The organism is Nonomuraea sp. NPDC049400 (assembly GCF_044466425.1).
Taxonomy (GTDB): domain Bacteria; phylum Actinomycetota; class Actinomycetes; order Streptosporangiales; family Streptosporangiaceae; genus Nonomuraea.
On record NZ_JBITMP010000006.1, the window covers coordinates 328,851 to 341,505 of the forward strand.

The following is a 12,655-nucleotide window of genomic DNA, read 5'->3' on the forward strand; positions in this document are numbered from 1 at the left end:
GCCGTCGGTCGCGGCATCGGTCACGGCACGTGTCACTGCACTGGTACGCCGTTCAGCTTGGCCCATGCGCGGGCCATGGCGATGCGCTCTGGGCTGGAGGGATGGGAGGCATAGAGCACATATTCCACCGCATCCGGCGACAAGTCGGAAACGTTGGTGACGGCGAGGCGCTTCTGCATCGCGACGAACGTGGCCGGATCGTGCGTCAGGTCGAGCGCGTGCAGGTCGGCCCTGGCCTCGATGTGGCGGCTGACCAGGTTTTGAGCGGGGCCCATGAGCAGTGAGCCGATGGTCATCAGGCCCATGATCGCGCCGACCGCGCGCGGGTCGCCGATCGACGTGACGCCGGCGCGGCGGCGTACCGGGTCGAACACCAGGAACAGCAGGATGGCGCCCAGAGCGGCGCCCAGAGCGCCGATGAACGTGCCGTAGAGGACGTCGTTGTGCTTGGCGTGGCCCAGCTCGTGCGCCACGACCAGCTCGACCTCCGGCTGCGGGGCCTTGAGCAGCGTGTCGTAGACGACGATCCTGCGCGTGGCGCCGAAGCCGGACACGTACGCGTTGAGCGCCGTCGTCCGGCGCGAGGCGTCGGCGACCAGCACGTCCTCGACGGGCACGCCGTCGCGCTGCGCCATGGCGAGCAGGCTCGTGCGGAGTTGACCCTGCCGCATGGGCGTGAAGTCGTTGAACAGCGGCTCGAACACCACCGGATAGATGAACGACACCGCCAGCGTCAGCACGAACGCCCCGACGGCGGCGGGGATCCACCAGCGCCTGAACCTGCGGGCCAGCGCCACGAGCACGAGCAGCATGAGGCAGAGCAGGAACGCCTCGACGCCGATGTTCTTCAGCCGGTCGCCGGTCCAGGACCCCCAGTCCTGGGTGGACAGTCCGTAGTCGCGCAGCAGCGTCTCGAACCAGATGCCGAGCGGCAGCTTGACCAGCTCGACGATGGCGGTGATGACGACGACGCCGAGCACCACCCGTACCCACCAGGGGCCCTTGAGCCAGCCCACCGCCCTCGCGCCGAACGGGGTGGCCACGAGCAGCCCGGCGAGGACGAGTGTGAGCGCCAGCGACAGGTAGCTCGGCACGGTGGTGGCCGCGTCGAACGCCTTGCTTCTGGCGATCTGCGCGGCGGTGAAGTCGCGCGCGGGGTCTGGCGGACCGGAGGCCAGGATGCGCCAAGGGGTGCTGAAGGCGGCCACGGCCAGAATGATCAGGCCGAGCAGCACGGCCGCCGCCCCCGCCTGCCGCCTCAGCCGCCGCTCATCCGCGGCTTCGCGCGGTCCGTCCCCGTTCACGGACACACCCTCCCCATACCCCTCATCTGCCGCCGCCCCCTGTCCGGCGCTTACCCCCTCGACGTCGTCCGTATCTCGCTGTTCGCCCATCAGCCTCCCCCTCACGCGAGCTGGTCTCGCACGTAGTCGCGCCACCGTGCGGTCAGCGTGGCCGCGGAGAGCCCCAGCGCGGCGAGTGCCTGGTCGACGCCGACTGCCCGGGCATCACGGTAGAGCCTCACCAGGGTCTCCTCACCGAACCGGTCAGCGAGGAAGCGACACGCGAGCCAGGCTTCCTGATACGCCCGCGCGAGCCGCAGGGGATCCCGCCCGTCGGCCGCGAAAGCGGCAGATCCGGGCAACTCACCCGGCAGACGGCCGGACCGCACCTCGGCGGCGAGCTCGGCGGCGGCGGTCCTCACGGGGAGCCCGGAGTCGCGGTATCCGACGTAGTCGGCGAACCCCTCGTAGAGCCAGACGGGCAGGCGGTCGGTGCCCGCCGCGACGTGGGTGAGCTCATGGGCCAGTACGACGTCCTTGCCGGTGGAGTTCAGCTTGGCGAAGAACTCGGGGACGATGATCACCCGGCCGCCGTCGGCCATCGCGGCCAGCCCGTCAACCCGCCCCACCCCGGCCAGCCGGGCCGCTTCCGCGGCGGAGCCGGGAACGACGATCAGCGGTCGTACTGGCCGGCCGAGCACGTCCGAGACCCGCTGCCCGGCCACGTCGGCTCTGCGTGCGAGTTCGCGGAGCTCACCGGGTGGGGTGTGGTGGCCGACGACGGCGGACCGCGCGCCGCGGACGACGACCGCGTCGTCACGCCACAGGTGGCGGGCCTCCGGCGGGAGGGCCGGCGAATCGGGGGTGGGGGCGCTGGCGGGGGCGACGGCGAGGAGCACGATGGAGACCACCGCGACCCGCCGACTCACCCACCTGGACACGATGCCCGATCGTAGTCGCCCCACAAGGGCCACATCCGCCGCTTACGTGTGCGCCGACGCGGCGGGACGAGCCCCGCCCGAACCAGCCGACGCAGCAGGACGAGCCCCGCCCGAACCAAAGGGTTCGGGCGGGGCTTGGTCACAGGCCGGGACGGACCGCGCCCACGAAGGACGCCTTACGCCATCCGCCCAGCTTGTCGATGCGCACCCGTTCGCCTGTCCGCGGCGAGTGGATCATCTTGCCCTTGCCGACGTACATGCCCACGTGGCCGAGCCCGTTGAAGAACAGCAGGTCGCCGGGCTGGAGGTGCCGCCAGGAGACCTTCTTCCTGATGCGGGCGAACTGGCTGCTCGCCACGCGCGGGAGCTTCACCCCGGCCTTCTTCCAGGCGTACTGGACGAGGCCGGAGCAGTCGAACGAACCAGGACCTGTGCCTCCGTACCGGTACGGGTCACCGATCTGGTTCTTGGCGGCTGAGACAGCCTTGCGGGCCTTGGACTTCTGCCGGGCCACCTTGACCGCCCTCAGCGTTGCGGCCTTGGCCGACGTCGAGGTCTGGGCGGTCGTGGCCGCCTTGGCCGTCGAGACCGACGTGCTGGTGGCCGCCTGAGCCGTTGGGGCATGGAGGACCAGACCTCCGGCCGTCACGGTCATCGTGAGCGCTACGCCGCTCATGGCAAAGCGGGACAGACGGGGGTTATGCAGGGAGGTAGACAGGATTTCTCCTTGACTCTTCCACGAATGCCTACCGGGTTAGCTGACGGATTCGGGCCTGGAAGTAGCCCTACGGCGCGGTCTACGCGCCGATTCACCCCTGATCCCTGGGAACTGGGATCGCTGGGTCCCCGGCTCCGTGCCTCCTGGCTGCACGGACTCGGCAGGCCACCGCCCGATCAAGAGGTTGATACGGGGATATGGGGCGGTGACCAGCGGATCTTTATCTGTCTCACATCGGTAGGGACCGATGCGGGTTCGCGGAGGACATGGCTCGTTCACCGCGACGTCGCCAGAAGCTACGCCGAACCGTCAAGAATCGGCAAAGCGAGACATGGGCTGTAAAGATCAGATAAAGGGGTCTGTAAGAGTGGAAATCGCTGCTGGAGCGCCAGGCTCTGTTATCGAAATGTGACACTGCTCACACTTCTTTTCGCAGGCGTTTGTCAGATCGCGATTGTCGCCTTTTTCACATTTGCCCCGCCGCAGCCATCTACTATGGTGCATAGAAGAAAGCGTGCGCGATCGTTCAGCCACTCACCGTTTGAGGACCGGGAAGCGCGCCTACGGGCGGACGACGCCCACGATGGGGCCGCCGTAGGAGGAGAGCTTGACGACTTTGACCACGTCGCCGGTTTGGGGCGCGTGGACGATGTCCCCGTTGCCGGCGTAAATGACGACGTGGCCCAGGCTCGAGGTGAAGATGAGGTCCCCGGGCTGGAGATCGTTCAAATCGACCCTGCGGTTGGCCCCCCACGCCCACTGCTGCCACGTCGTACGCGGCAACGACACGCCGCCGGCGCGCCATGCCGCCTGGGTAAGGCCCGAGCAGTCATAGCCTCGTGGACCGGTCCCGCCGTAGATGTACGGCTTGCCCACCTGGGCGTAGGCGAAGCGCAGGACGGCGGCGGCGTTGCCGGAGGCGGGGCCGCTGTACTTGATGCCGACGCTGTTCGGGTTGCCGGGATTGTAGGCGCCCAGTCGCCTCAGCAGCTTCTTCTGCTGGGCGATCAGCTTCAGGATCTCCGCGCGTTCCTTCTCGACGCCGTCCCGCTCCTTGTCCGCGACCTCCAGCGCCTCCTCCGCCTTGTCGCGCTCGGCCTTCAGCCCGCGGTTCTCACGGTCGAACGCGGCCAGCTTCTCCGCCCGCTCCTTCGACAGCTGCCCGGTCAGCGTCAGCGCCGTCAGCAGGGCCTCGGGGTTGTCCGTGCCGATCAGCCCGGGCAAGGAGGTCAGGTCGGTGCCGAGTTTGTAGCTGTTGACGGCCATGCCGATCACCTCGGCCCGCAGGTCCGCGACGGTCGCCAGCTTGCGCTTGTAGCTGTCGTTCAGCTTGGTGTAGGAGCTCTTGGCCTTCTTGTACCGCTCATTGGCCGTGTTGAACTGTTCGACGACCTTGTCGGCCTTGTCGTTGAGCTTCTCGAGCTTGGCCTTGGCCTGCCGGAGTGTGGGTTTGGGATCAGCGAGGGCAGGGCCTATCGGGGACAGGAGCAGCCCGAACGCGAGACCCGCGGCCACCGGCATCCTGCCAAACCTCACTGTGTCGCCTCCCAGGGATGATATCTGGGGCGAAATAGTACAGAAGTGGCGGGTGAGGCATCCCCTAAACGTGGCAAATCGTGATGGAGCGCCAACCCAGCCGGTCCGTAATCTAGGCCCGCCCCAGCCTGCGCAGCAGCAAGCCAGACGGAACGGGTCTGGCTCCCATCCGCCTGACGGACTCGGCCACCTCGCGGTCCGACGACACCACGGCGATGGCCCGGCCGGGCGGCTCGGCGCGGACGAGCTGGCGGATCAGGTCGTCGGCGATCTCCCCTGGGTCGCTGAACAGCACCCGCACCCCGCGCGGCGCCACCACCTGCACGGGGGCGTTGAGCTCCGCCCCGTCGAACACCACGGTCACCTCGACCCTGGTCTGCGCCACCAGCCCGCCGAGCCCGGTCATCAGCCGGTTGCGCTGGTCGGCGAGGGTGAGGGTGCCGTAGCCGGTCTTGGTGACGTTGTAGCCGTCGATGATCAGATGGACCTGCGGCAGGGCCAGGAGCTGGTCGAGCAGCTGCGGGTCGTCGTCGGCGAGGGCGCGTGCGGGCACGCCGCGCACGCCGGGCCGCTCGCCGGTGATCGCGGCGACCGAGTCGGCGGGCCGGGTGATCGTCGTGGGCAGAGCCAGCTCCCTGCGCAGCCCGGCGGAGGCGTCCTGCAGCGCGTCGAGCAGCACCCTGATGCGGGCGTCCTCGATGCTCCTGCCCTCGCGGGCCGCCCGGCGCGAGGCCTCGAGCTGCTTCTCCACGTCCGCCAGGCGCTCGCGCAGCCGCCGCAGCTCGGACTCGCCCGCGACGGAGGAGGCCGAGGCGGCCGCCCTGGCCTCCTCAGCCGCGTGCTCCATCTCCTCGGCGTGATGGACCGCGGCCTTGGCCCGCTCGCGGGCGTCGTGCAGCTTGCGCCGCAGGTCGGAGTTCTCCGCGCGGGCCACCCTGATCTGCTCGCGCAGCCGGTCGGACTCCTCCTTGGCGGCGCTCTTCTGCGCGGCGAGCTGCTCACGCAGCCGGGTGACCGCCTCCTCGCGCTCCGACCCCTCGGCCGCCACCGCCGACTGCTCCAGGTCGGTGCGGGCGACCTCGATCATCTCGGCCCAGCCGGGCGGCCTGGTGAGGTACGCGGCCGCGGCCACGAGCACGGGGTCGGCGGCGGGCGGCACGTTTCCCTCGGCCAGCGAGGCGACCAGCTCGGGCCAGCCGGCGGCCACCGATTCGGCCACCAGCTCGCGGAACTTCTTGTCGTTCTCGAGCTGCGCCGCGATGGGCGCGCTGCCGAGCTTGGCCCGCTTGCGGGGGTCGAATTTGGCGATACCGCGCAGCGGCGGAGGCACGGAGGCAGCGGGCATCGTCCCGAGGACCTGAGACGCCAGATCGACGACATTTAGCCGCACCTGCTCGGGAAGCGGGCGAGACAGGCCTTCACCCGCTGAACTCATCCCACTTGTCCCTTCGTGACATGCCCTTTCAGACAAGGGTACGGCTGCCGCGTACCTGACCGTAACGGTCACCTTTGTATGGACGAGCGCTTGGTTGGCGGTATACGACTGAGCCGGAGCAGGCGCTCACCCAGGAGGCCGACCGTGACAGAAGAGATCCGCACCTCCACCCGCGACCTTGAAGAGCTGCGCGAACGCCTGGCCGTCTGGCTGCGCGGCAGGGCCGGCGAGAGTGCTTCGGTGTCCGAAGTGTCCCGGCCGTCCGAGAACGGCATGTCCAGCGAGACCCTGTTCTTCACCGCCGCCTGGGACGGAGGAGGAACGCGCTGCGTAGCCAGGCTCGCACCTGCGGTAGAGGCCGTTCCGGTGTTCCCCTCCTATGACCTGCGGGCACAGTTCGGGATCATGCGCCTGGCCAGGGAAAAAGCTGGGATTCCAGCGCCCAGGGCCCTCTGGTTCGAACCGGATCCCGATCATCTCGGCACGCCGTTCCTCGTCATGGAGCGCGAGGACGGCGAGGTGCCGCCGGACGTGATGCCGTACACATTCGGGAGCTGGCTGCTGGACGCGGCGCCGGCGGACCAGCGCAGCCTGCAGGACGCCGCCGTGGCGGTCCTGGCGGCGCTGCACCAGGCCCGGTTCACGGCCGAGGAGCTGGCCCCGCTCGGGCCGGCCGGGCTGCGCGCGCACGTCGAGGCACAACGCTCCTACTACGAGTGGGCGCACGGCGAGCGGCGCATCCCGCTGCTGGAGCGGGCCTTCCGCTGGCTGGAGCCGCACTGGCCGCAGGAGCCCGGGCCGGACGTCCTGTGCTGGGGCGACGCCCGGATCGGGAACATGATGTTCCGGGACTTCACCCCGGTCGCCGTGCTCGACTGGGAGATGGCCGCCGTGGGCCCGCGCGAGCTGGACCTGTCCTGGATGATCTTTCTGCACCGCTTCTTCCAGGACCTCACGGTCGCCATGGGCTTTCCCGGCATGGCCGGCTTCATGCGTCGCGGCGACGTCTGCCGGAAATATCGGGAATTAACCGGGTACGAGCCCCGCGACATGGACTTCTACGAGATGTATGCCGCCCTCCGGCACGGCATCGTCATGGCCAGGGTGTGGCAGCGCCGGATCCACTTCGGCGAGCAGCCCGCCCCGGACGACCCCGACGACCTGGTGCTGCACCGGGCCACGATCGAGGAGCTGCTCGCGAGGTGACTACGTACCGGCGTCGTAGACCAGCAGCGCGACCTGGACCCGGTTGTTGAGGTCGAGCTTGGTGAGGATGCGCGAGACGTGCGCCTTGACCGTGGGCACGCTCATGTAGAGCTCGCGCGCGATCTCGGCGTTCGACTTGCCCTGCCCCACGGCCAGCGCCACCTCCCGCTCCCGCTCGCTGAGCCGGGTGAGCAGCTTCCTGGCCCGTTCGGTGCGCTCCCCAGCGCCGCCGTCGGACACGTGCGTGATGAGCTGGCGCGTCACCGCGGGCGAGAGGATCGGCTCGCCCGCGGCCACCTTCCTGATGGCCTGCACCAGGTCGCCGGGCGCGATGTCCTTCAGCAGGAACCCCGCCGCCCCCGCCCGCAGTGCCCGCAGCACCTGCGCGTCGGCGTGGAAGGTGGTCAGCACCACCACCTCGGGCGGCGAGGACGTGCGGCGCAGCGCCTCGGTGGCGGTGAGCCCATCGACGCCGGGCATGCGGATGTCCATCAGCACGACGTCGGGCCGGTGCCCGGCCACCAGCGGCGGTACTTCGGCTCCGTCGCCGGCCTCGGCCACGATCTCGATGTCGTCGACGCCGCCCAGGATCATCGACAGCCCCGCCCGCACCATCGCGTCGTCGTCGACGATCAGCAGCCTGATCATGCATCCTCCCGAGTCGTCTCCACCGGCCACGGTAGCCACGCGCGTACCACGAACTCGCCGTCGGGGGTCGCCCCGTGCTCCAGCCGTCCGCCCGCCAGCTCGGCCCGTTCCGCCAGCCCGATGAGCCCCGCCCCCGCGCCCGGCAGGCGCGGCCCCTGGCGGGCCCACAGAGGATTGCGCACCTCCGCGGACAGCCCCTCGCCCGGCGCTCCCGAGACCGCGACCTCAACGGGCGTCCCGCCCGCGTGCTTGCGCGCGTTGGTCAGCGCCTCCTGGACGATGCGGTAGACGTTGCGGCCGAGCCCTCCCGGCGCTTCGCCGCCGGCTTGCAGGTCGAGACGCACGTCCATGCCCGCGTGGCGGCACTCATCGACCAGCGTGGACAGGTCGGCGAGCGTGGGCTGCGGCCGGTCGGGCACCGGGTCGTCGCCGTCCGGTTGCGCGTGGCGCAGCACGCCGATCACCTCGCGCAGGTCCTGTAACGCGAGATGGGCGTTGGTCCTGATCGCCCCGGCGGCCCTGGCGATCTCCTCGGCGGGCGCGTCCGGCCGGAACTCCAGCGCGCCCGCGTGCAGGCTCAGCATGGAGATGCGGTGCGCGAGCACGTCGTGCATCTCCCTGGCGATGCGCTCGCGCTCGAGCCGCTTGGCCTCCTCCGCGGCGCTGTCGGCGCGCTGCCTGAGCGACCAGACGAGCTGCCGCCTGGCCCTGATCACGATGCCCCACGCGAACACGGTCAGCAGGATCGTCACGCCGAGCGCCGCCGCCCACTTCGCGTCCAGCTCGTTCTGGGGCCGCAGCATGACGTACGGGGCGAGGGTGACGAGCGAGAGCAGCAGCATCGGTCCTGAGACCTTGAACGGCCGGTGCACCGCCACGGTGAACATCCCGACGATCGAGGCTCCACCCGACAGTTCCAGGTAGGACGAGAGCAGGGTCGTCACCAGCGCGAGCCCCACCGGCCACCTGCGCCGCAGCCACACCGCCACGCACGACAGCGCCCCCACCACCTGCTCCAGCGCCAGCAGCGGCTCGGGCTCGTCCTGCAGCTCCGGCAGGCTCACGAGAGTGACCCCGCACGCGAGCAGGAACATGAGGATGTCGACGATCCAGTCGCGGGTCGAGCGGCGCACCCTGCGGTCCTCGCGCCCGTCGCCGAGCAGCACCGACGGCAGCGCCCACCGGTATTCGTGGGCGTGCGCGCCGTCCCCCCGCAGTTCCGTCACGCTCACCGAGGTTAGGCCCTGCCATAGGTACGGCGACAGCGACCAAAGTCGATGCCGGCCGAGACCTACGGCCGTCGCGGGCCCCGCTCCCCCGCGACGACGCTTGGACCCATGAAGTCGATGCTGACGGTGCTCGGCTGGCTGCTGCTCCTGCAAGGTTTCGGCGGCCTGCTGAACACCCTGTTCGGATGGTGGCGGTGGGCGCACGACCTGCTCGTGGTCAACCGGCTGCCGTTCCTTGAGGGGTACGAGGTGTTCGCGGCCATCGTGATCGGGGTGCTCGGGCTGGCGCTGCTGGCCGTGGCCGACTCCGCGAAGAAGGCGGAGGGCGGGGAATGACCGGGATCTCCCAGGTGGCGCTGCGCCCGCCGCGCAACCAGGCCGACCCGCGGGCGATCGCCTGGTGGACGGTGCAGTGGCTGATCCTCATGGTGCCGGTGGCCGTCGCCGCGGTGGCGGCGTACTGGATCTTCACCTCGCGGCCGGTCTGGCTGGGCGTGTGCGTGGGGGTCTTCGCCGCGGGATGCGTGGTGCTGGCCCTCGTGGCGCCGCGCGCCTTCTACCGGGTGGAGCGGTGGGAGGTCACCGACCAGGCGGTCTACACCCGCAAGGGGTGGCTGACCCACACCTGGCGGGTGGCGCCGATGTCGCGGATCCAGCGGGTCGACACCGTGCGGGGGCCGGTGCAGCGACTGTTCGGGCTGGCCGACATCACGGTGACCACCGCCTCGTCCGCGGGGGCCGTCAAGATCGAGGCGCTGGACCACGAGGTGGCGGCCGAGCTGGCCGAACGCCTGACCGCCATCACGCAGGCGACGCCGGGGGACGCGACGTGAACGGCTCTCGCGCGCACGGCACCGCAGGACACGGCGTGACCGGCTCTCCCCCGCGCGGCACGGACGGGCCGTCCCTGGAACAGCCGTGGGGGCTGGGCGGATCAGCCTCATGGGACGCCGGGCCGCCTGTTGGCCGTGAGCCGCCCATCGACGGCGGGACGGCCGTTAGAGGCGGAGCGCCCGTGGGGAGCGGAGCGCCCGCAGGAGGCAGATCACGCGCTGAGGGCACAGCGGCCGTTGCGGGCGGGGGCTGGCGGGGGCTGGCCGGGCGGAGTCTGTGGGCCTCCGGGGTGAAGTCGCTGGCGATCGTGGCGGGCGTGGTGGCCGCGCTGGTGCGCTTCCTGACGGGCCGCGACTGGCCGCCCGGCGGCGTCGTGGCGGTCTGCGCGGCGGCCGCGGTGCTGATCGTGGCCGCCGTGGTGGCGTACGACGTGACCAGGCTCCGCACCACCCGCTGGCGGCTCACCCCCGAACGCCTCGAACTGCGCTCAGGCATCACCGTCCGCCAGCACCGCTCGATCCCACTCGAACGGGTGCGCAGCGTGAACCTGAGGGCCGACCCGGTGCTCCGGGCCTTCGGCCTGACCGTGATCAAGGTGGGTACGGGCGAGCATTCGGCGGAGGGCACCGAGCTCGTACTCGACCCGCTGACCAGGCACGACGCCGAGTCCCTGCGCCGTACCCTGCTGCGCCAGGGCGAGGAGCCCGCTCCCGGCGAGGGGCCGCTGGTGGAGCTGCGCTGGTCGTGGATCAGGTACGCGCCGTTGTCGGTGTGGACGTTCACCGGGGCCGCGCTGGTGCTGGGGGGCCTCTACAAGGCTCTCAACTCGTTCGGGGTGGAGAGCGTCGCCACCCGGGCGGCGAGCGGCCTGTGGGACTGGGTGACGGCGCGGCCGCTGGTGGCGGTCCCGCTGCTTCTCGCGGTGAACGTGGCCGCCGGCGTCCTCGGCGCCGTCCTGCTGTTCGCCGAGTCGTGGGGCCGCTACCGGCTGGACCGTGAACCCGGCCGGCTCCGGCTCCGGCGCGGCCTGCTGACCACCCGTTCCCTGACGCTGGAGGAACGACGGCTGCGCGGCGTGGAGATCAGCGAGCCACTGCTGCTCCGGCTGAGCGGCGGGGCCCGCGTCAAGACCATCGCCACCGGGCTCGGCAAGGCGGCCGAGCACGAGACCGAGGACGTCGCCGCCCTCACCCCGCCGCTCCCCCGCGCCCTGGCCTGGGACCTGGCCGCCAAGATCGCCGCCACCCCGGCACCGGTCACGGCGGCCGCGATCGAGCCGGCCTCGACTGCGCCTCGGCACGCCACGCAGGTCGCCGCGCCGTACCCGGCGGCAGGCGCATCCGGCCCAGACGCCGCCGACGCGAGCGGAAGGGCAGGCAAGCACGGGCACGCCGAACACGCGACCGGGCAGAACGCACGCAGGACCGGTCAGGGCGCACACGCGCCCGAGGTGGGCGCAGGCGCGGCAGGGCAGAGCGCACGCACGCCCGAGCAGGGCGCACTGGCGGTCGCGGCCGCGTTGGGGGCCGATCCGGTGCTGGTCAGGCATCCGGCGGCCGCCAGGCGGAGGCGGGTCGTGCGGGCGTTGGTGACGGTCGCCGTGCTGACCGCGGTCGCCGGGCCGGTGTCCTGGCTGGTCCCGTGGTCCTGGCTGCGGGTCTCGATCTGGGCGGTCCCGGTGGTTGCGCTGGCGTTCGGGATGTGGGCGGCCGTGGAGAGCGCCAGGAGCCTCGGGCACGCGCTGGGCGGCCGCCATCTCCTCACCAGGCAGGGCGCGGTGGTGCGGCACACGATCGCCCTCGACCGCAAGGGCATCTCGGGGTGGACGATCAGCGAGTCGTACTTCCAGCGCCGCTCGGGCCTGCTCACCGTCTCCGCGATCACCGCCGCGGGCAAGGGCCACTACGACGTCGTGGACGTCGGCCGTGCCGACGGCCTGGAGCTGGCGGCTCGAGCGGTTCCCGGCCTGCTCCAGCCGTTCCTGGTCCAGGAAAAGCAATGAGCCGCGTGATCCCCCCGGCTTGCCCATGCCCCTGTACTGGACAAACCCGATCCCGCGGCTCAGGTCTTGCAGGACATAACGGTATTTGGGTCACTTGCAACCGGGTTGCAGCTTCATTAACCGTTGACGCGGGTAAGCGGCCAGGGGGATGATCCCCGCGTGGTGCCTGGACCGGCGCTCGCCTGCCGAGGCCTCAGCTGCCGCGCGGGCGGGCGCACGATCATCGAAGACCTCACTCTCGAGCTGGCTCCAGCCGATCAGGTGGCGCTCATGGGGCCGTCGGGGTCCGGCAAGACGACGCTGCTGACGACGCTCGCCGGGCTGCTCCCGCCCGCCGGAGGGCGGGTCCTGGTCAGGGGCGTGCCTCTGGACGAGCAGCCGGAGCTGCGTTCCGAGCTGGCGCTGGTGTTCCATTCGTACGGGCTGCTGAGCCTGCTCACGGCGGCCGAGAACGTCGAGGTCGCGCTCCGCGCGGCCGGGCGGACACCGCGCGAGGCCATGCGGCTGGCGGCGGAGGCGCTGGAGCGCGTGCGGGTGGCCAAGTTCGCCGCTCACCTGGTGGAGGAGCTGTCCGGGGGGCAGCAGCAGCGGGTGGCGGTGGCCAGGGCGCTGGCGTTGCGGCCGCGGGTGTTGCTGGCGGACGAGCCGACGGCCGAGCAGGACGCCGCGCACCGCGCCGTCCTGCTGGACGAGCTGCTCGCGGTGCGGGGCGACGGCACCACGCTGGTGATCGCGACGCACGACCCCGAGGTGGCCGAGCGCCGCGACCGGGTGATCGACCTGCGTACGATCGCCCGCGGACGTTCGGAGAGCCGCCCATGAG

Annotated in this window: 12 protein-coding genes and 1 riboswitch; of the genes, 5 read left to right on the forward strand and 7 right to left on the reverse strand. The window is 71.1% G+C overall.

Going from position 1 to position 12,655, the window contains the following annotated elements:
* Positions 1–32: 32 nt before the first annotated feature.
* The 5 genes from ACIBVN_RS11555 to ACIBVN_RS11575 all read right to left on the reverse strand — a co-directional run bounded on the left by ACIBVN_RS11555 (position 33) and on the right by ACIBVN_RS11575 (position 5,913).
* Positions 33–1,304 carry a M48 family metallopeptidase gene (locus ACIBVN_RS11555; RefSeq protein WP_397135173.1) on the reverse strand — a complete coding sequence of 424 codons (1,272 nt, stop codon included), beginning with the start codon at positions 1,302–1,304 and terminating at the stop codon, positions 33–35.
* A gap of 101 nt (positions 1,305–1,405) precedes the next feature.
* A complete protein-coding gene (locus ACIBVN_RS11560) occupies positions 1,406–2,224 on the reverse strand; it encodes a hypothetical protein (RefSeq protein ID WP_397135175.1) in 819 nt (272 codons plus the stop codon).
* 139 nt (positions 2,225–2,363) lie between these two features.
* Complete coding sequence (locus ACIBVN_RS11565) at positions 2,364–2,900, reverse strand: C40 family peptidase (RefSeq protein ID WP_397135177.1); 537 nt, start codon at positions 2,898–2,900, stop codon at positions 2,364–2,366.
* A gap of 52 nt (positions 2,901–2,952) precedes the next feature.
* Positions 2,953–3,115, reverse strand: a riboswitch (cyclic di-AMP (ydaO/yuaA leader).
* Between the two features lie 388 nt (positions 3,116–3,503).
* Positions 3,504–4,463, reverse strand: a complete 960-nt coding sequence (locus ACIBVN_RS11570) for an NlpC/P60 family protein (protein ID WP_397135179.1) — start codon at positions 4,461–4,463, stop codon at positions 3,504–3,506.
* A 127-nt stretch (positions 4,464–4,590) separates the two neighbouring features.
* Positions 4,591–5,913, reverse strand: coding sequence for an NYN domain-containing protein (locus ACIBVN_RS11575; protein WP_397135181.1), 1,323 nt, complete (start codon positions 5,911–5,913; stop codon positions 4,591–4,593).
* Between the two features lie 144 nt (positions 5,914–6,057).
* Here ACIBVN_RS11575 and ACIBVN_RS11580 point away from each other — a divergent pair, with 144 nt between their 5' ends.
* Positions 6,058–7,119: a phosphotransferase family protein gene (locus tag ACIBVN_RS11580; RefSeq protein WP_397135183.1), complete on the forward strand. Its 1,062-nt coding sequence runs from the start codon at positions 6,058–6,060 to the stop codon at positions 7,117–7,119.
* Here ACIBVN_RS11580 and ACIBVN_RS11585 read toward each other — a convergent pair whose 3' ends face one another.
* Positions 7,120–7,767, reverse strand: a complete 648-nt coding sequence (locus tag ACIBVN_RS11585; protein WP_397135185.1) for a response regulator — start codon at positions 7,765–7,767, stop codon at positions 7,120–7,122.
* Positions 7,764–8,993, reverse strand: a complete 1,230-nt coding sequence (locus ACIBVN_RS11590; RefSeq protein WP_397135187.1) for a sensor histidine kinase — start codon at positions 8,991–8,993, stop codon at positions 7,764–7,766. Before ACIBVN_RS11590 ends, ACIBVN_RS11585 begins: the two co-directional genes overlap by 4 nt.
* Positions 8,994–9,104: 111 nt before the next feature.
* Between ACIBVN_RS11590 and ACIBVN_RS11595 the strand changes: the two genes are divergently transcribed.
* From ACIBVN_RS11595 to ACIBVN_RS11610, 4 genes are all read left to right on the forward strand, one after another.
* Positions 9,105–9,332 carry a hypothetical protein gene (locus tag ACIBVN_RS11595; RefSeq protein WP_397135189.1) on the forward strand — a complete coding sequence of 76 codons (228 nt, stop codon included), beginning with the start codon at positions 9,105–9,107 and terminating at the stop codon, positions 9,330–9,332.
* Positions 9,329–9,829 carry a PH domain-containing protein gene (locus ACIBVN_RS11600; protein ID WP_397135191.1) on the forward strand — a complete coding sequence of 167 codons (501 nt, stop codon included), beginning with the start codon at positions 9,329–9,331 and terminating at the stop codon, positions 9,827–9,829. Before ACIBVN_RS11595 ends, ACIBVN_RS11600 begins: the two co-directional genes overlap by 4 nt.
* Positions 9,826–11,832, forward strand: coding sequence for a PH domain-containing protein (locus ACIBVN_RS11605; RefSeq protein ID WP_397135193.1), 2,007 nt, complete (start codon positions 9,826–9,828; stop codon positions 11,830–11,832). Before ACIBVN_RS11600 ends, ACIBVN_RS11605 begins: the two co-directional genes overlap by 4 nt.
* Positions 11,833–11,991: 159 nt before the next feature.
* On the forward strand, positions 11,992–12,654 hold the full coding sequence (locus ACIBVN_RS11610; protein ID WP_397135195.1) for an ATP-binding cassette domain-containing protein: 663 nt from the start codon (positions 11,992–11,994) through the stop codon (positions 12,652–12,654).
* Position 12,655 lies beyond the last annotated feature (1 nt).

Coding starts and splice junctions, on each gene's coding strand:
- ACIBVN_RS11600 (WP_397135191.1), top strand. CDS start 9,329: ATGACCGGGATCTCCCAGGTGGCGCTGCGCCCGCCGCGCAACCAGGCC.
- ACIBVN_RS11570 (WP_397135179.1), bottom strand. CDS start 4,463: ATGCCGGTGGCCGCGGGTCTCGCGTTCGGGCTGCTCCTGTCCCCGATA.
- ACIBVN_RS11575 (WP_397135181.1), bottom strand. CDS start 5,913: ATGAGTTCAGCGGGTGAAGGCCTGTCTCGCCCGCTTCCCGAGCAGGTG.
- ACIBVN_RS11565 (WP_397135177.1), bottom strand. CDS start 2,900: ATGAGCGGCGTAGCGCTCACGATGACCGTGACGGCCGGAGGTCTGGTC.
- ACIBVN_RS11585 (WP_397135185.1), bottom strand. CDS start 7,767: ATGATCAGGCTGCTGATCGTCGACGACGACGCGATGGTGCGGGCGGGG.
- ACIBVN_RS11595 (WP_397135189.1), top strand. CDS start 9,105: ATGAAGTCGATGCTGACGGTGCTCGGCTGGCTGCTGCTCCTGCAAGGT.